Annotated in this window: 15 protein-coding genes; 12 read left to right on the top strand and 3 right to left on the bottom strand. The window is 64.1% G+C overall.

Going from position 1 to position 17524, the window contains the following annotated elements; all coding sequences use genetic code 11:
• Nucleotides 1-341: 341 nt before the first annotated feature.
• From AC1RR3_RS19175 to xth, 7 genes are all read left to right on the top strand, one after another.
• Nucleotides 342-680 carry a P-II family nitrogen regulator gene (locus AC1RR3_RS19175; RefSeq protein ID WP_008142813.1) on the top strand — a complete coding sequence of 113 codons (339 nt, stop codon included), beginning with the start codon at nt 342-344 and terminating at the stop codon, nt 678-680.
• 37 nt (nt 681-717) lie between these two features.
• Nucleotides 718-2166 carry an ammonium transporter gene (locus tag AC1RR3_RS19170; protein WP_492824659.1) on the top strand — a complete coding sequence of 483 codons (1449 nt, stop codon included), beginning with the start codon at nt 718-720 and terminating at the stop codon, nt 2164-2166.
• A gap of 204 nt (nt 2167-2370) precedes the next feature.
• Nucleotides 2371-2775, top strand: coding sequence for a GFA family protein (locus AC1RR3_RS19165; RefSeq protein WP_135178623.1), 405 nt, complete (start codon nt 2371-2373; stop codon nt 2773-2775).
• Between the two features lie 264 nt (nt 2776-3039).
• Nucleotides 3040-4254 carry an aminotransferase class I/II-fold pyridoxal phosphate-dependent enzyme gene (locus tag AC1RR3_RS19160; RefSeq protein WP_492824658.1) on the top strand — a complete coding sequence of 405 codons (1215 nt, stop codon included), beginning with the start codon at nt 3040-3042 and terminating at the stop codon, nt 4252-4254.
• Between the two features lie 9 nt (nt 4255-4263).
• Entirely contained in the window at nt 4264-6741 is a 2478-nt protein-coding gene (locus AC1RR3_RS19155) for a DNA translocase FtsK (protein WP_492824657.1), read from the top strand.
• A 153-nt stretch (nt 6742-6894) separates the two neighbouring features.
• Nucleotides 6895-7650 (top strand): outer membrane lipoprotein carrier protein LolA, encoded by a 756-nt coding sequence (locus tag AC1RR3_RS19150; RefSeq protein ID WP_492824656.1) that lies wholly within the window; start codon nt 6895-6897, stop codon nt 7648-7650.
• A gap of 206 nt (nt 7651-7856) precedes the next feature.
• Nucleotides 7857-8672 (top strand): exodeoxyribonuclease III, encoded by an 816-nt coding sequence (gene xth, locus AC1RR3_RS19145; protein ID WP_492824655.1) that lies wholly within the window; start codon nt 7857-7859, stop codon nt 8670-8672.
• Between the two features lie 57 nt (nt 8673-8729).
• Here the strand turns inward: xth and AC1RR3_RS19140 are convergent, their stop codons facing one another.
• Together AC1RR3_RS19140 and AC1RR3_RS19135 are read right to left on the bottom strand one after the other, a co-directional pair.
• Nucleotides 8730-9173, bottom strand: a complete 444-nt coding sequence (locus tag AC1RR3_RS19140; protein ID WP_492824654.1) for a cyclic nucleotide-binding domain-containing protein — start codon at nt 9171-9173, stop codon at nt 8730-8732.
• Between the two features lie 58 nt (nt 9174-9231).
• Entirely contained in the window at nt 9232-9918 is a 687-nt protein-coding gene (locus AC1RR3_RS19135; protein WP_008142830.1) for a response regulator transcription factor, read from the bottom strand.
• A gap of 204 nt (nt 9919-10122) precedes the next feature.
• Between AC1RR3_RS19135 and AC1RR3_RS19130 the strand changes: the two genes are divergently transcribed.
• Entirely contained in the window at nt 10123-10692 is a 570-nt protein-coding gene (locus AC1RR3_RS19130; protein WP_492824740.1) for a L,D-transpeptidase family protein, read from the top strand.
• A 6-nt stretch (nt 10693-10698) separates the two neighbouring features.
• Complete coding sequence (locus AC1RR3_RS19125) at nt 10699-11484, top strand: 2-keto-4-pentenoate hydratase (protein WP_492824653.1); 786 nt, start codon at nt 10699-10701, stop codon at nt 11482-11484.
• A 69-nt stretch (nt 11485-11553) separates the two neighbouring features.
• On the opposite strand, the gene AC1RR3_RS19120 is transcribed toward AC1RR3_RS19125, so the two are convergent.
• Entirely contained in the window at nt 11554-12243 is a 690-nt protein-coding gene (locus tag AC1RR3_RS19120) for a YggS family pyridoxal phosphate-dependent enzyme (RefSeq protein WP_492824739.1), read from the bottom strand.
• A 108-nt stretch (nt 12244-12351) separates the two neighbouring features.
• Here AC1RR3_RS19120 and AC1RR3_RS19115 point away from each other — a divergent pair, with 108 nt between their 5' ends.
• The 3 genes from AC1RR3_RS19115 (at nt 12352) to lptE (ending at nt 17441) form a co-directional block, all read left to right on the top strand.
• On the top strand, nt 12352-14049 hold the full coding sequence (locus AC1RR3_RS19115) for a diguanylate cyclase domain-containing protein (protein ID WP_492824652.1): 1698 nt from the start codon (nt 12352-12354) through the stop codon (nt 14047-14049).
• 229 nt (nt 14050-14278) lie between these two features.
• A complete protein-coding gene (gene leuS, locus AC1RR3_RS19110; protein WP_492824651.1) occupies nt 14279-16903 on the top strand; it encodes a leucine--tRNA ligase in 2625 nt (874 codons plus the stop codon).
• On the top strand, nt 16890-17441 hold the full coding sequence (gene lptE / locus AC1RR3_RS19105; RefSeq protein ID WP_492824650.1) for an LPS assembly lipoprotein LptE: 552 nt from the start codon (nt 16890-16892) through the stop codon (nt 17439-17441). The genes leuS and lptE overlap by 14 nt, the downstream gene beginning before the upstream one ends.
• Nucleotides 17442-17524 lie beyond the last annotated feature (83 nt).

Here is a 17524-nt window from a genome sequence, read left to right as displayed (position 1 = left end):
GATATTTCGCAGGGCGGTGGGGCCCTTTGGCGGGCTTCTTCTGTAATTAAATACCGTCACGCTGCCCGACACGTGAGCAGCAATTGTGTCGGCAGCCTGTCGTGCACTCTTTTTGATCAGATATGACCACGTTTTGAGCGCGACGTAATAGCGCACTGCGCCGCAATACGCGTCAAACGCGAAAACACCCGTTTTCATAGTCCGTTAGGCAATGCGCCCGATCTGGCACGGCATTTGATTCTAAGGGTCGTGGCTGTGCCCGCGTAGTGAACTTCTCCGTGGCGAACCAGTCGAGAAACGCCCGGCCATGTCCGGACCGGGCCCAAGCGGGGATAGGACCCATGAAAATTGTTATGGCGATTATCAAGCCATTCAAGCTGGAAGAAGTCCGTGACGCCCTGACCGCCATCGGCGTTCACGGTCTTACGGTGACGGAAGTCAAGGGATATGGCCGCCAGAAGGGCCATACGGAAATCTATCGCGGCGCTGAATATGCCGTGAGTTTCCTGCCCAAGATCAAGATCGAGGTCGCTGTCGCTTCCGACCAGGTCGACAAGACCATCGACGCCATCACGTCCGCCGCGAAAACCGGACAGATCGGTGACGGCAAGATCTTCGTCATCAACCTCGACCATGCGGTTCGCATCCGCACCGGCGAGGCCGATGCCGCGGCCCTCTGATTTCGCGCTCAACCTTTACCAATCAGGAGTGAATAAAATGACGTTTAAGCGTCCCTATGGCGCGGGATTGGCGGCTCTCGCAGTCGGCCTGTTCGCTGCGACCGCAGCCTATGCCGAGCCAACGGTCAACAAGGGAGACAACGCCTGGATGCTGACATCGACAGTACTCGTGCTGTTGATGACGATCCCCGGCCTCGCGCTGTTCTACGGCGGCCTCGTCCGTTCCAAGAACATGCTCTCCGTTCTGATGCAGGTGTTCTACACCGTCTGCGTCGTCACCGTGATCTGGGCCGTCTACGGCTACAGCCTTGCCTTCACCGGTGGTTCCGACTTCATCGGCGGCTTTACCAAGGCCTTCATGATGGGCGTCACCACCGACTCGAAGGCCGCGACCTTCTCGGTCGACGCCAACATCTCGGAGCTCATCTATATGTGCTTCCAGATGACCTTCGCGGCGATCACGCCCGCCCTCATCGTCGGCGCCTTCGCCGAACGCATGAAGTTCTCGGCGATCGCCCTGTTCATCCCGCTCTGGGTCACGCTGATCTACTTCCCGATCGCGCACATGGTCTGGTACTGGCCCGGCCCGGACATGATCCAGGACGCAGCCAAGGCTCTGGCTGCGGCGACTGATGCGGCGGCGAAGACCGCGGCGCAGGCCAAGCTCGACGAGGTCAACGCCGACGCCGGCTGGATCTTCAAGAAGGGCGCGATCGACTTTGCTGGCGGCACCGTGGTGCACATCAACGCCGGCATCGCAGGTCTCGTCGGCGCTCTCCTGATCGGCAAGCGCACCGGCTACGGCAAGGAGCTGATGGCTCCGCACTCGCTGACCATGTCGATGATCGGCGCCTCGCTGCTCTGGGTCGGCTGGTTCGGCTTCAACGCCGGCTCCAACCTCGAAGCCAACGGCGGCGCTGCCCTCGCCATGACCAACTCCTTCGTCGCCACCGCAGCCGCCGCGCTGTCGTGGATGTTCGCGGAGTGGATCGTGAAGGGTCACCCGTCGGTGCTCGGCGTCATCTCCGGCGCTGTCGCGGGTCTCGTGGCCGTCACGCCTGCCGCCGGCTTCTCCGGCGTCATGGGTGCGATCGTCCTCGGCCTCGTGGTCGGCGTGGTCTGCCTGTTCTTCTGCACCGTCGTGAAGAACGCGATCGGCTACGACGACTCCCTCGATGTGTTCGGCGTGCACTGCGTCGGCGGCATCATCGGCGCCCTCGGTACCGGCATCCTGGTGAACCCCGCCCTCGGCGGCGCCGGCATCATCGACTACACCGCGATCCCGCCGAAGGTTGCCGATTACGACTTCGCGGCGCAGATGATCTCCCAGCTCTGGGGCGTCTGCACCACGCTGGTCTGGTCGGGCATCGGTTCGGCGATCCTCTACAAGGTCGTCGATGTGATCGTTGGCCTCCGCGCCAATGTCGAGAGCGAGCGTGAAGGCCTCGACATCACCGAGCACACCGAACGCGCCTACAACATGTAACCTCTCCTCCCGGGCGCGGTCTCCTCGGGGACCGCGTCCACAACTACGGTTTGGGCACATACCCGGCAATGCCCCGACCGTTGAGGGGCTCCAGCGCAAGTTGGAGCCCCTTTCTTTTTGGCTCGTGGATCGAAGAAAAGGATTGCCATTCCGCACCGCCGGCGCAGAAATATCGACCTCAAGAACAACAAACGGGAGGTCGTCATGCGTTTGGAAGGCGGATGCTATTGCGGCGAAGTGCGCTATGTCGCCGAGGGCGACCCGATGATGCAGGCGCAGTGTCATTGCCGCGAGTGCCAATACATCTCGGGCGGCGCACCCAACACCTTCATCGCGATGCCGGCCGCCGGCTTCAGCTACATCATCGGGCAGCCCAAGCAATTCACCCGCAAGGACCTCGAGCGCGCCGTAACGCGCGAATTCTGCGCCGAATGCGGCACGCATTTGGTGACCAAGGTCCCGGGCCTGCCCGCCGCAATCCTCAAGGTCGGCACGCTGGACGAGCCCGAGCAGTTCCATCCGCAGATGGCGATCTACACCTGCGACAAGCAGGAGTTTCACGCCATCCCCGCTGGCATGGCGACGTTCGAGAAGTTGCCGGGGCACTGAGGCGCGCCGACTTCACGAAGTTCGTCATGTCCGGGTTTGTCCCGGGCATGACGTCGCTGAAACATCCACATCGCCGACAAGGGCATCATCAAGCCTTGCGCATGCCCCGCATCCCGTTGTTATCCGGTCTAATTATTCGGCTCTGGACGGACCCGCCCGCCGATGGTTAATCGCGTCTTAACCTCGCCCTATCTATGGTGAACTGAACCGCTTCCCGCCGGCGCTTTTGCGCGACCGGCTGTTCCAAGAGTGCTGGCGTCCAGAATGGCTATGACCGCTTCATCCCGTGCGCCGCTGGAAGGTGGAAGCTCCGATTCCGAACGCTCGCCCTTCGTCCGGCTGAACGAGCTGCTGGCCCCCCATCAGCCGGGCAAGCCCTTGATTTCGCTTGCCGTCGGCGAGCCGCAGCATCCCGTACCCGATTTCGTCGGCCCGGTCCTGGCCAAGCACATCGCCGATTTCGGCCGCTACCCGATGAACCAGGGCACCGAGCCGTTCCGCACGGCGGCGAGCACCTGGCTATCGTCGCGCTTCAAGCTGCCACGGCCGCTCGACCCCAAGAGCGAGATGCTCGTCCTCAATGGCAGCCGCGAGGGGCTGTTCCTCGCTGCGATCACGGCTGCGCGCTATGTCGGCCCGCGTCCCGGCAAGCCCGCCATCCTGATGCCGAACCCGTTCTATCCGGTCTATGGCGCCGGCGCCCGCGCCGCCGCCTGCGAGCCGGTCTACCTGCCGACCACGGTCGAAAACGGCTTCCTGCCCGATCTCGACGCCATCGACGAGGCGACGCTGGCGCGCACGGTGGCGTTCTATCTGGCTTCGCCCGCCAATCCGCAGGGCTCGGTCGCTAGGCCCGATTATTTCAGGCGGTTGAAGCAGCTCGCCGACCGCTACGGCTTCGTGATCCTCAGCGACGAGTGCTATTCCGAGATCTACACCCGCGAGGCCCCGGGCAGCGCGCTCGAATGCGCCGGCCCCGACTTCACCCGCGTGGTTGCGTTCCAGTCGCTGTCGAAGCGCTCCAACCTGCCGGGCCTGCGCGTCGGCTTCGCCGCCGGCGACAAGAAGTTCATCGGCATGTTCCTCGAGCAGCGCAACATCGCAGCGCCCCAGGTGCCGGTGCCGCTCCAGCATGTCGCGACCGTTGCTTACGGCGACGAGGCGCATGTCGAGGAGAACCGCAGGCTGTATCGGATCAAGTTCAATCTCGCCGACCAGATCATCGGCAATCGTTACGGCTATCGCCGGCCCGACGCCGGCTTCTGCGTCTGGCTCAACACGTCGGAGCTCGGCGACGACGTGTCGGTGTGTCTGAAACTCTTCAAGGAAGCAGGCGTGCGCGTGGTGCCCGGCAGCTTTTTGGCGCGGCTCCAGCCCGACGGCTTCAATCCCGGCGCGGGCTATATTCGCCTTGCGCTGGTGCAGGATAGCGAGACCACGGCGCAGGCGTTGCACCGCCTGGTCGAGACTCTGGGTTAGGCGGGGCCCGTGAGCATGTCGGCAATCGAACGTGTCATTCCACTGGTCGGCCATCTGCCGCCCTCGATCCGCGAGGGGCTGGCACGGCGTATGCGCGAGCTCACCGGCTTCGGCCTGATCGCGCTATCGGGCGTCGCCTCGGCGGCGATGATGACCTGGTCGGTGCAGGATCCCAGCCTCAGCCACGCGACCTCGCGGCCGATCCGCAACATTCTCGGTTATGCCGGCGCGATCGGCGCCGACCTCGCGATGCAGATCCTCGGGCTCGGCGCGATCATGCTGGTCCTGACCGTCGCGGTCTGGGGCTGGCGGATGATGACGCATCGCCCGTTCGACCGCGAGGCGCTGCGGCTCGGCTGCTGGATTCTTTGCACGGTGATCGCGGCAGGCTTTGTCAGCTGCTGGCCGCATGGCGGCGCGTGGCCGCTGCCGACCGGGCTCGGCGGCGTGGTCGGCGATGCCCTGGTGCGCGCGCCTGCGGTGATCTTCGGGCCGCCCGGCACGATCTATCGCACTGTTCTCGGCGTGATCCTGTTCGCGGCGATGGCCGCGACTTTCCTGATCGCCTGCGGGCTTGGCGCGCGCGAGCATGACGACGAGCTCGCCGAGATCGAGGATGACGACAAGCCGCTCGATGAAGACGAGGAGAGCGATCGCGGTTCGGTGTCGCTGGGCTGGCTGTTCCACGCACTGATGAGCACCAAGGCTCGGTTGATGTGGCTGTGTGGTGCCGCTTACCGTTCGCTGGTCTCGAGCGGACCCAAGACCAAGGCCGTTGCGTTCAGCCGCCAGGAACCCAGTCTCGGTGGTAGTCGCGCGGCGCCCCCGATCTCGCCGCAGTCCGAAGACGAGGACTACGAGGACGAGCACGAGGAAGAGGAAGACGACGAGGAAGAGGAGGAGCCTGTCGCGCGCGCTCCGCGCAAGAAAGTGGCGCCGAAGGCTGCGGCCAAAAAGTCCTCCGACAAGTTCGAGCTTCCGTCCGTGTCTGTGCTGGCCGCGCCCAAGGCGGGTGATCGCCAGCCGCTCAGCAAGGCCGAGCTGGAAGCCAATTCGCGCGCGCTCGAAGGCGTGCTGCAAGACTTTGGCGTGCGCGGCGAAATCGTGAAGGCCAATCCGGGTCCCGTCGTCACGCTGTACGAGCTGGAGCCGGCGCCCGGCATCAAGTCGTCGCGCGTGATCGGCCTTGCCGACGACATCGCCCGCTCGATGAGCGCGCTGTCGGCGCGCGTCGCCGTCGTGCCCGGCCGCAACGCCATCGGCATCGAGCTACCTAACGCGCATCGCGAGAAGGTCTATCTGCGCGAGCTGCTGGTCGCCAAGGAGACGGTCGATTCGGTTGCGAAACTGCCGCTCTGCCTCGGCAAGACCATCGGCGGCGACCCCGTCATCATCGATCTCGCGCGCACGCCGCACATGCTGATCGCAGGCACCACCGGCTCGGGCAAGTCGGTCGCGATCAACACCATGATCCTCAGCCTGGTTTACCGGCTGCGTCCGGACCAGTGCCGCCTGATCATGGTCGACCCGAAGATGCTCGAACTCTCCGTCTATGACGGCATTCCCCATTTGCTCACACCCGTCGTGACCGACCCGAAGAAGGCGGTGGTCGCGCTGAAATGGGCCGTGCGCGAGATGGAAGAGCGCTACAAGAACATGGCCAAGCTCGGTGTGCGCAACATCGACGGCTACAACACGCGCCTGCTCGAGTTGAAGGCCAAGGGCGAAGAGCCGACACGCACGGTTCACACCGGATTCGACAAGGAGACCGGCAAGGCGATCTACGAGGAAGAGAAGCTCTCGCTCGATCCGCTGCCCTATATCGTCATCATCGTCGACGAAATGGCCGACCTGATGATGGTCGCCGGCAAGGACATCGAAGGCGCGGTGCAGCGCCTCGCGCAGATGGCGCGCGCCGCCGGCCTGCATGTGATCCTGGCGACGCAGCGTCCGTCGGTCGACGTCATCACCGGCACTATCAAGGCGAACTTCCCGACCCGCATCGCCTTCCAGGTCACCTCCAAGATCGACAGCCGCACCATCCTCGGCGAAATGGGCGCCGAGCAGCTGCTCGGCCAGGGCGACATGCTCTATATGGCCGGCGGCGGCCGCATCAGCCGCGTGCACGGACCGTTTGCATCCGACGACGAAGTCGAGAAGGTGGTGCGCCACCTCAAGACGCAGGGCCAGCCGGAATATCTCGAAGCCGTTACGGCCGAAGAGCCGACCGAGGACGAGGACGGCGGCGCCGTGTTCGACGCCAGCGGCATGGGCGCGGATGGCGGCGGCGATTTATTCCAACAGGCCGTGGCCATCGTCAAACGCGACCGCAAGGCCTCGACCAGCTACATCCAGCGCCGCCTGCAAATCGGCTATAACCGCGCCGCATCGCTGATGGAGCGTATGGAACTGGAAGGCATCGTCGGTCCCGCCAACCACGCCGGCAAACGCGAAATTCTGGTCGAGGAAGAAGACAGTCATATGTGAGGCGAGGCGCCTCGAAACATAATTTCACGCGAAATCGTTATCTGCTTTTGCCCGAAATCACGCTAAAAAGGCGCCCAGCCACGTTAGGACGACGCGTTGATCAGACATCCGGACATTCGATTCGCTGCCACCATCGCTGCGCGAGGCGCGCGTGTGGCGGGCGTGCTTCTCGTCACCGCCGCGATGGTGACGGCTGCGTCCGTGGCGCAGACCGTGCCCGTGCCAAAACCCGCGCCGAAGGGCCGCGATGGCGGAGCGGCCGCCGGTGGGCCCGCTGTGACCGGCGCAACGCAAGCGCCGCCGAATCCGGTCATCCCGGATCCGCGCCGCAACGTGCCGAGCAGCATCTTCCAGACCTTCGATGCCAACCAGAAGGCGCAGGCCGCCAAAGTCAGCGCCTATCTGTCGTCGCTGTCGACGCTGGTCGGGAATTTCGTCCAGGTCGGTCCCGACGGCAGCAAGACGCAGGGCGATTTCTACATCCAGAAGCCGGGCAAGGTGCGCTTCGAATATGACGCGCCGAGCCCGATCGACATCGTCGCCGACGGCTCGTCTTTGGTGGTGCGCGACCGCAAGCTCGCCACCCAGGACGTCTATCCGCTGTCGCAGACGCCGCTGCGCTTCCTGCTGTCCGATCGCATCGACCTGATGAAGGACACCAACGTCGTCAACGTCTCGGCCGACGACATCTTCGTCAGCGTGACCATCGAGGAGAAGCAGGCGCTGGTCGGCACCAGCCGGCTGCTGCTGATGTTCGGCGCCAAGGACGGCCAGCTCAAGCAGTGGACCGTCACCGACCCGCAGGGCTACGACACCACGATCGCGGTCTACAATCTGGACGCGAGCAAGAAGCTCGATCCCAACATGTTCAAGATCGATTTTACCAATTACGGCCCGTCGCCGGGTTGAGCTTTCGTGTCCCGGACGCGACGCAGCGCGCAGCGGTGCGGCGCAGAGCCGGGACCCAGAGCGCCGCAAGATGGGCCCCGGCTCTGCAGCGCGTCACTTCGTGCCGCGCAGCGTCCGGGGCACGAGAGATTGTCGTGGATGGGCAGAGTCGGCCTATCGTGCACGGGTGCTTTCCTCGCGACAATCCATGCTAAGACGCATCTCTCATGCGTTTTTCCCTGACAACCTGGAACATCAACTCGGTGCGGCTGCGCATCGACCTGGTCGCGAAATTCCTCAAGAGTGCGCGGCCGGATGTGCTGTGCCTCCAGGAGACCAAGTGCATCGACGACGCCTTTCCGCTGAAGCGCTTCAAGCGGCTCGGCTATGAGCATGTCGCGCTGAACGGGCAGAAGGGCTATCACGGCGTCGCCATCGTCTCGAAGATCCCGTTCGAGTCCACGGACATCCGCACCTTCTGCGACAAGGTGGATTCGCGCCACATCTCCGTGTCGTTCGGCGAGAAGGCCAGCATCGCCAAGCCGCTGGTGCTGCATAATTTCTACGTACCCGCCGGCGGCGACATTCCCGATCCCGCGCTGAACGAGAAGTTCGACCACAAGCTCCGCTTCCTCGACGAGATGAAGGCGTGCGAGCCACTGCATCCGCGCGGAGAGGATCGCCACATCCTGGTCGGCGACCTCAACGTCGCGCCGCACGAGAACGACGTCTGGTCGCACAAACAGCTTCTGAAAGTGGTCTCGCACACGCCGGTCGAAACCGAGAAGCTCAAGGCCGCGCTCGAAGCCGGCGAGTGGGTCGACGTCGCGCGCGACCGCATTCCGATGTCGGAGAAGGTCTATACGTGGTGGAGCTACCGCTCCGCCGACTGGACCGTCGGCGATCGCGGCCGCAGGCTCGACCACATCTGGGTCTCGCGCGCGCTGAAGGACGCGGTCAGCGATTTCAGGATTCTGCGCGATGCGCGGAGCTGGGAGCGTCCGTCGGACCATGTGCCGGTCACGGTGACGCTGGAGATTTAACCTCGGAAGCCCGTAGCCCGGATTTCGCTGCGCGTAATCCGGGCTACGAAACAACGATCAGGACGTCAGCTTCGCACCCGCCATCAATATATCGCTCGCGATCTGGCTGGAGCGCACCGCGAATTCGTCGCGCAGGCGAACCGCGGCGGCGGGGTCGCTTTCGAGCACGCGCTGGAACAGGCTGCGCGCGACGCGGATGACGGAGGAGTGCTCCAGCGCGATTGCGCTCGACGGCCGCTTCATCGGCACCACCAGCGCGAGCTCGCCGATCAGCGCGCCGGGACCTGCGATCATCTCGGCACCCGCGCCGTCGTCGACCCGGAAGGCGCCGCGCTGAACCACGAAACCTGCATCGGCGTCGTCACCGAGATTGAACAGGATATCGCCGCGGACAAAGTCACGCTGCTCGGAACCGATCGCCAGCATGCGCAACGAGGCCTCTCCCAACAGGCGCAGTGTCGGGACACGCTCGAGCAGCGCTACGTCGTCGTCGATTGACATTCAGATCCGAGGCTCAAGGGCAGGCGATCTAAAACGATTCGCACGCCCTTGGAACGTATCACGGCACCAGCTTGTAGCCACCGGCTTCCGTGACCAGGATCTCCGGGTTGGCGGCGTCCTTCTCGATCTTCTGGCGGAGGCGGTAGATGTGGGTTTCCAGCGTATGGGTGGTGACGCCGGAATTGTAGCCCCAGACCTCCTGGAGCAGGGTCTCGCGCGACACCGGCATCTGGCCGGCGCGGTAGAGGAAGCGGAGGATGGCGGTTTCCTTCTCCGTCAGCCGCACCTTGCGCGCATTGGCCGCGGTCAGCATCTTGGAGCCCGGACGGAAGGAGTAGGGGCCGACCGAGAACACCGCGTCTTCGCTGGCTTCGTGCTGGCGGAGCTGGGCGCGGATGCGGGCCAGCAGCACGGCGAAACGGAAGGGTTTTGCGACGTAGTCGTTGGCGCCGGATTCCAGGCCCAAAATCGTGTCGGAATCGGTGTCATGGCCGGTCAGCATGATGATCGGGGCCTTGAACCCGCCCTTGCGCAGCGAGCGGACAACTTCGCGGCCGTCGGTGTCGGGCAGGCCGACATCCATCAGGACGAGATCGGGGGAATTGGCCTTTGCGGCGCTCGCGCCCTTGGCGCCGGTATCGACGGCGGAGGCTTCGAATTCTTCGTGTAGCGATAATTGCTCCACCAACGTGTCGCGCAGATCGGTATCGTCATCCACGATCAGGATCTTGCGGGCATTGGCCATGGGGTATCATCCTTTTGGAGTCCGGCTCGGCGCGCATGCATGCCGCGCCCAGCCGCGAGGGGAAGTTTAGGGGGTCGCCATTATTATTGTTGTTCGTGTTGAAGTAGTGGGCTGTTACCGATTCACAAGCCAGAAGCACTCTAACTCAGAATAGCAGGGCGTTTTGATGAATGTCCTGTAATGAATTCGACATTGCACGTTCACATGAAAAACAAAGCTGTGTCAGCCAGTTACAGCAGAAATCGAGGCACCGGACCGGTGTCCGCGATCCGCGTTAAGCCTGCCGCCGGCAATCCGCGCCGGGGCTGGCTGACGGCCGGACCGCTCACCATTCCGGTGGCGCTCGGGCGGGGCGGCATTCTCGCCAACAAGCGCGAGGGCGACGGCGGCACCCCAAGGGGCAGTTTTCATCCCAGGCAATTGTGGTGGCGGGGTGACCGGCACAGCCGGCCGCAGACTTTTCTGCCGGCGCGGATCATCACCGGCGAGGACGCCTGGTGCGAGGATCCCAAAGACCGTCATTACAACCAGGGAATCCGGCTCGGAAGCGAGCAGGGCGGTGACCGGCTCAAGCGGGCCGACCATCTCTATGACTTCATCATCGAAATCGACCACAACACGCGCCCGCGCATTGCCGGCCGCGGTAGCGCGGTATTCCTGCATCTGGCCCGCGACAATTTCGGGCCGACCGCGGGCTGCGTCTCCATGACCAAATCCGCGATGCTACAATTGCTGCGACGGCTGGGACCAAGAACAAAAATCGTCATCGGGTGAGGGCACATGCTCGAGAAGGATCAGATCGACGCCGCATCGCGCGTGCTCGTCCGGCATTGGCGTGACGGCACCAAGCTCGACGCGCTTGAGCAAAACCTGCGGCCGCAGAACCGCACTGATGGCTACGCCGTCCAGGCCGCGCTCGAAACGCAGTCGTCCGGAAAACTGTTCGGCTGGAAGATCGCGGCAACCAGCGAGTCCGGACAGAAGCATATCAATGTCGCCGGACCGCTGGCCGGTCGCATCATGAGCGACACTGTGATTGCCGATGGCGGCACCGCGTCGATGACGGGCAACGCGATGCGCGTCGGCGAGCCGGAATTTTGCTTCCGCATGGGGCGCGATCTGCCGCCGCGCACCGCGCCATACACCGTCGACGAGGTGCTGGCCGCCGTCGACACCTTGCATCCCGCGATCGAGATTCCCGATTCGCGCTTTACCGATTTCGCCGGCGCCGGCGAGGCGCAGCTCATCGCCGACAATGCCTGCGCACATCTGTTCGTGCTGGGCGCAGCGACGTCAGCGAATTGGCGCGCAATGGATCTCGTCGAGGAGCGGCCGCAGATCACGCTCCGTGGCCAGCGCTATATCGGCCACGGCAAGAACGTGCTCAGCGATCCCCGCGCTGCACTGGCTTGGCTTGCCAATGAGCTGCGCGGGCTCGGCCTCACCTTGCGGGCAAGGGAGGTGGTGACCACAGGCACATGTCATCCGCCGCTGCCGATCCAGGCCGGCGATCATTTCGCGGTGGATTTTGGCGTGCTGGGGAAGGCGTCGGTGGGGTTCGCGTAGCCAGCCCCACACTCCGCCGTCATTGCGAACTCGAGAGCCGTTGCCGCGCGCGACCGTCGCTAACGGTTGTTACCGATGCCCGAAGATCGCGCTTCCCACGCGCACATGCGTGGCGCCGAGCATGATGGCGGTGGCGAAATCCGCGCTCATGCCCATTGAGAGATTCTTCAAGCCATTGCGCGCGGCGATCTTGGCGGTCAGCGCGAAATGCGCCGCCGGCGGCTCGTCCACCGGCGGGATGCACATCAGTCCCGAGATCGTCAGCCCGTAGGTGTCGCGGCAGCTCGCGAGGAAGGCATCGGCCTCGCCGGGGGCGATGCCGGCCTTCTGCGGCTCCTCGCCGGTGTTGATCTGGACGAACAGCTGCGGGTGCTTTTTCTGGGATTCGATTTCCTTGGCTAACGCTTGGCAAATGCTCGGGCGGTCAACCGAATGAATGGCATCGAACAGCGCGACCGCCTCTTTCGCCTTGTTGGATTGCAGCGGCCCGATCAGATGCAGCGCGACGTCGGGGTAAACGGACGTTAACGCCGGCCACTTGCCCTTGGCCTCCTGCACGCGATTTTCGCCGAATACGCGCTGTCCGGCGGCGATGACCGGGGTAATTGCATCCGCGTCGAACGTTTTCGACACCGCGATCAGCGTGACCGAGGCACGATCGCGCCGCGCTTCCTTGCAGGCGCGTGCAATTTCGGCTTCGACCGCGGCGAGCGCGTTTGGTGAATGGCCGGTTACCGGCGCGGCATTGGCTTCTGTCATGACATCGATTGGTTGTGATCGTAACCGAGGTAAGTCCAATTTTACCGAGTTCAAGAAAGAGTTTTTGAACCCTTCGCTTTACCTTAGCCCCCGGGGTGGGTAGCGAAGATGGCAAACGTCAGTTTCAACCGCAAACGAGCGAAACTCAAGCAGGTTCTCGGAATCCGGGCGCGGCTTGCGTTGCTCGCGGTGATTCTGGTCGCGCCCTTGATGCTCGAGCGCATTCGTTCGCTCGAGAGCACACGTACGAGCCAGATCGCGCAGGCCGCGGCCGAGTTCACCACCGTTGCAAGGCACAGCGCCGATGCGCAGCGCGAGGTGATCTCGTCGGTCGAGACCATTCTGAAATCCGAGGCCTTCATCCGCGCCTCCGCCGGCGGCATCAGCAAGAGCTGCGATGTGCTGCGCGCAAGCCTGCCGTCGAACCTGCCCTGGATCCGCACGCTGTTGATCGCCGGCCAGGACGGACGCATCCAGTGCGCCACCAACAACATGTATGTCGGCCTCGATCTCAGTGACCGGCCTTACTTCCAGCAGGCGCAGGAAACCGGCCGTTTCGTGCTGAGCGATTTCATCCTGTCGCGGCCGGTGCTGTCACCGACCGTGATGGCGGTTTATCCGGTGTCCGCGTTCAGCGGCGTAGCCGATGCCGTCGTGCTCGCCACCGTGAACCTCGACTGGATGTCGAAGGTCATGAGCAATCTCGGCGGCCGCGCCGGCATCACCGCCGTATTGGTCGACAGCGCCGGCACCGTGCTCGCCGCACCGGCCGATCAGCACAGCGCAGTCGGTCGCCCGCTCGACAACATGCCGCTGATGTCCGCGATCGCCGACAAGGCGCTGCGGTCGGACCAGGACGAGGGCTCACTGTCGTTCCTCGCCGCCGACGGCTCCCGCCGCGCGGTCAGCTATATCCGCATCGCCGGCACCAATGCCCGCCTGATCGCCAGCATCGACGAAGACAAGGTGTCCGCGGCGGTGAGCCGCGACATCCGCACCGCCTATCTCCAGCTCGCTTTCGTCGTCGTCTTCGTGCTGCTCGGCGCGTTGATCGCCGCGGAAAAACTCGTGATCAAGCCGATCGAGATGCTCGCCGACATGGCCAAGCGTCTCGGCGAGGGCGATCTGTCGGCGCGCGCGGCACGCAATCGCCTGCCGGCCGAGTTCGTGCCGCTGGCCCGCGCGTTCAACGCGATGGCGGCACAGCTGAGCCAGCGTGAGCGCGAGCTGATCGCGAGCAACGATCGCCTGACGGTGATGGCCTCGATCGACATGCTGTCGGGGCTTGCCAACCGCCGCGGCTTCCAGAGCCGGCTCGACTTCGAGTGGATGCGCGCGCAGCAATATGGCAGCGACCTTGCGCTGCTGATGATCGACGTCGACCATTTCAAGCTCTTCAACGACACCTATGGCCATCTCGAAGGCGATTCCTGCCTGACCCGGCTCGGCGAGTCGCTCTCCGGCATCGCCGCAGACACGATGGGCTTTGCCGCCCGCTATGGCGGCGAGGAATTCTGCCTGCTGCTGCCGAACACCGATGTGAACCGCGCCGTCGAGATCGGCGAGCAGGTGCGCTCGGCCGTGCTGAGGCTTTGCCTGCCGCACATCACCTCCGCCCACATGATCGTCACCGTCTCGATCGGCGTCGCCGCGACGAAGCCCAATGAGAGCCTGCGTCCCGGCGATCTCATCGAAGCCGCCGACGCCGCGCTCTACGCCGCCAAGCACCGCGGCCGCAATAACGTCATGGAGCACGGCATCCAGCTGATCGAGAGCGGCGCGGCCGACATGATGATGGCGGGCTGACCTCTGGCCTGCGGCCGTTGAGTTCGGCGCCCGGCTGCCGCCGGTATTTTGGGTCCTGATCGGCTGCGGCCTCGGATCGCCCCCATGATCCCCCCTGGAGCGGTCCCGGCAGCCATGCGAGGCAGTCGCGGAGGGTCCCAGGGCGCGGCAACCCATTGACCCCTTGAGGACTTCTATGGCCTAGTCCGCCGTCTTTAGACGGCCGAATCCAACAAAACCCAACGATTCCATGACCTCCGAACGCTATAACGCCCGCGATTCCGAACCGCGCTGGCAGGCTGCCTGGGACCAGCAGGCGATCTTCGTCTCGAAGAACGACGATTCCCGGCCGAAATACTATGTGCTCGAGATGTTCCCCTACCCGTCCGGGCGCATCCATATCGGCCATGTCCGCAACTACACGCTCGGCGACGTGCTGGCCCGCTTCATGCGCGCCAAGGGGTTCAACGTGCTGCACCCGATGGGCTGGGACGCTTTCGGCCTGCCGGCCGAGAACGCCGCCATCGAGCGCAAGGTCGCCCCGAAGGCCTGGACCTACGACAACATCGCCGCGATGAAGAAACAGCTTCGTTCGATCGGGCTGTCGCTGGACTGGTCGCGCGAATTCGCGACCTGCGACCCCAGCTATTACAAGCATCAGCAGAAGATGTTTCTGGACATGCTCGCCGCCGGCCTCGCCGAGCGCGAGAAGCGCAAGCTGAACTGGGATCCGGTCGACATGACCGTGCTCGCCAACGAGCAGGTGATCGACGGCCGCGGCTGGCGCTCGGGCGCCGTTGTCGAACAGCGGGAAATGAGCCAGTGGGTCTTCAAGATCACGAAGTACTCGCAGGAACTGCTGTCGGCGCTGGATGGGCTCGACCGCTGGCCCGACAAGGTGCGCCTCATGCAGCGCAACTGGATCGGCCGCTCCGAGGGCCTGCTGGTCCGTTTCGCGCTGGATCAGGCGACCACGCCCGCCGGCGACAGCGAGCTGAAGATTTTCACGACGCGCCCGGATACGCTGTTCGGCGCAAAGTTCATGGCGATCTCGTCGGATCATCCGCTGGCGCAGGCAGCTGCCGCGAAGAACCCGAAGCTTGCGCAGTTCATCGCCGACATCAAGAAGATCGGCACCGCGCAGGAGATCATCGACACCGCGGAGAAGCAGGGTTTTGACACCGGCATCCGCGCGGTGCATCCGTTCGACCCGAGTTGGAAGCTGCCGGTCTATGTCGCCAATTTCGTGCTGATGGAATACGGCACCGGCGCGATCTTCGGCTGCCCCGCGCATGACCAGCGCGACCTCGACTTCGTCAACAAATACGCTCTCGGCAATACGCCGGTCGTCTGTCCCGAGGGCCAGGATCCGAAATCCTTCGTCATCACCGACACCGCCTATGACGGTGACGGCCGCATGATCAATTCCCGCTTCCTCGACGGCATGACCATCGATCAGGCCAAGGATGAAGTCGCAAAACGCCTGGAAAGCGAGCTGCGCGGCAATGCGCCCGTCGGCGAGCGCCGGGTGAATTTCCGCCTGCGCGACTGGGGCATTTCACGCCAGCGCTATTGGGGCTGCCCGATTCCGGTGATCCATTGTCCGAAGTGCGACGTGGTGCCGGTGCCGGACGCCGACCTGCCGGTGGTGCTGCCGGAGGATGTGAGCTTCGACAAGCCGGGCAACGCGCTGGATCACCATCCAACGTGGAAGCATGTCAGCTGCCCGAAATGCGGCGGCAAAGCGCAGCGCGAAACCGACACCATGGACACCTTCGTGGACTCGTCCTGGTACTTTGCGCGCTTCACCGACCCCTGGAACGAGAACGCACCGACGACGCCTGCGGTCGCCAACCGGATGCTGCCGGTGGACCAGTATATCGGCGGCGTCGAGCACGCGATCCTGCATCTGCTCTACAGCCGCTTCTTTACCCGCGCGATGAAAGCGACCGGGCACATCGCTCTGGATGAGCCATTTGCCGGCATGTTCACCCAGGGCATGGTGGTGCACGAGACCTACCAGAAGGCCGACGGCACCTATGTGCAGCCGGCCGAGGTGAAGATTGAAATCGGCGGTAACGGCAGGCGCGCGGTTCTGATGGCGACCGGCGAGGACATCACGGTCGGCCCGATCGAGAAGATGTCGAAGTCGAAGAAGAACACGGTCGATCCCGACGACATCATCGAGACCTACGGCGCCGACGTCGCCCGCTGGTTCATGCTGTCGGACTCCCCGCCCGATCGTGACGTGATCTGGAGCGACGAGCGGGTCCAGGGCGCTTCGCGCTTCGTACAGCGGCTGTGGCGGCTGGTGAACGACTCCTTGGAACTCGGCAAGGATGCGCCGGCGGCGCGGCCAGCCTCGTTCGGCTCGGATGCGACCACCCTGCGCAAGGCCGGCCATGGTGCGCTGGACAAGGTTACCACCGGCATCGAGCGCCTGCACTTCAACGTCTGCCTCGCCCATATCCGCGAATTCGCCAATGCGTTTTCGGAGGTGCTCCAGCGCCCCGGACAACCGCCGGCTGACCTTGCCTGGGCCATCCGGGAGGCCGGCCAGATCCTGGTCCAGCTGTTCTCCCCGATGATGCCGCATCTGGCCGAGGAGTGCTGGCAGGTTCTGGGCCATTCCGGGCTGGTTTCGGAGGCCAATTGGCCCCAAATCGAACGCGATTTGCTAGTTGAAGACAGCGTGACCCTGGTGGTTCAGGTCAACGGCAAGAAGCGGGGTGACGTCACAGTTGCAACAGCTGCCCAGAATCCGGAAATCGAGGCTGCCGTTTTGGCCCTTGATGCGGTAAAACTGGCTCTGGACGGCAAGCCCGTCCGCAAGGTGATCATCGTCCCCAAGAGGATCGTGAATGTTGTCGGCTAGGATCCGTATCGCAGCCCGCTTGCTGGCGGTCGCCGCTCTGGCGGCGCTGACAGCCGGCTGCTTCCAGCCGATGTATGCCGAGCATACCGACGGCACCCCCGGCCTGCGCGAGAAGCTGATGGGGGTCGACGTCCCGCCGGTGGACAAGGCGAACGCCTCCCGCGAGGCCCGCGTCGGGGTGGAGATCCGTAACGCCCTTGCCTTCAAGCTCTACGGCACCGCCACGGGTATGCCGCCGACCCACCGCCTGGTGCTGCGCTTCAGCGCCGGCCGGTCGTCCCTGATCGTCGATCCCAGCACGGCGCTGCCGACCACCGAGACGTATAGCGTTGACGCCCAGTACAACCTGATCGAGATCGCGACCAATAAGTCGGTGATGACCGGCACGACGTTCTCGCGCGTGTCCTACGACATGCCCGGCTCCTACCAGCGTTTCTCCCGTAATCGAGCGTTGCGCAATGCGGAGGACCGTGCCGCCAACGAGATCGCCGAGAATATCACCACGCGGCTCGCCTCGTTCTTCACCGCGGGCACCTAATTCATTCCCGTCATTCCGGAGCGCCCGAAGGGCGAATCCGGAATCTCGATTTCCAGCCTCTGGATTCTCTGGTGCGCAATTGC

This window comes from Bradyrhizobium sp. GW821-FHT13H05 (assembly GCF_058804065.1).
This window is presented reverse-complemented; position numbering and strand designations above follow the sequence as displayed.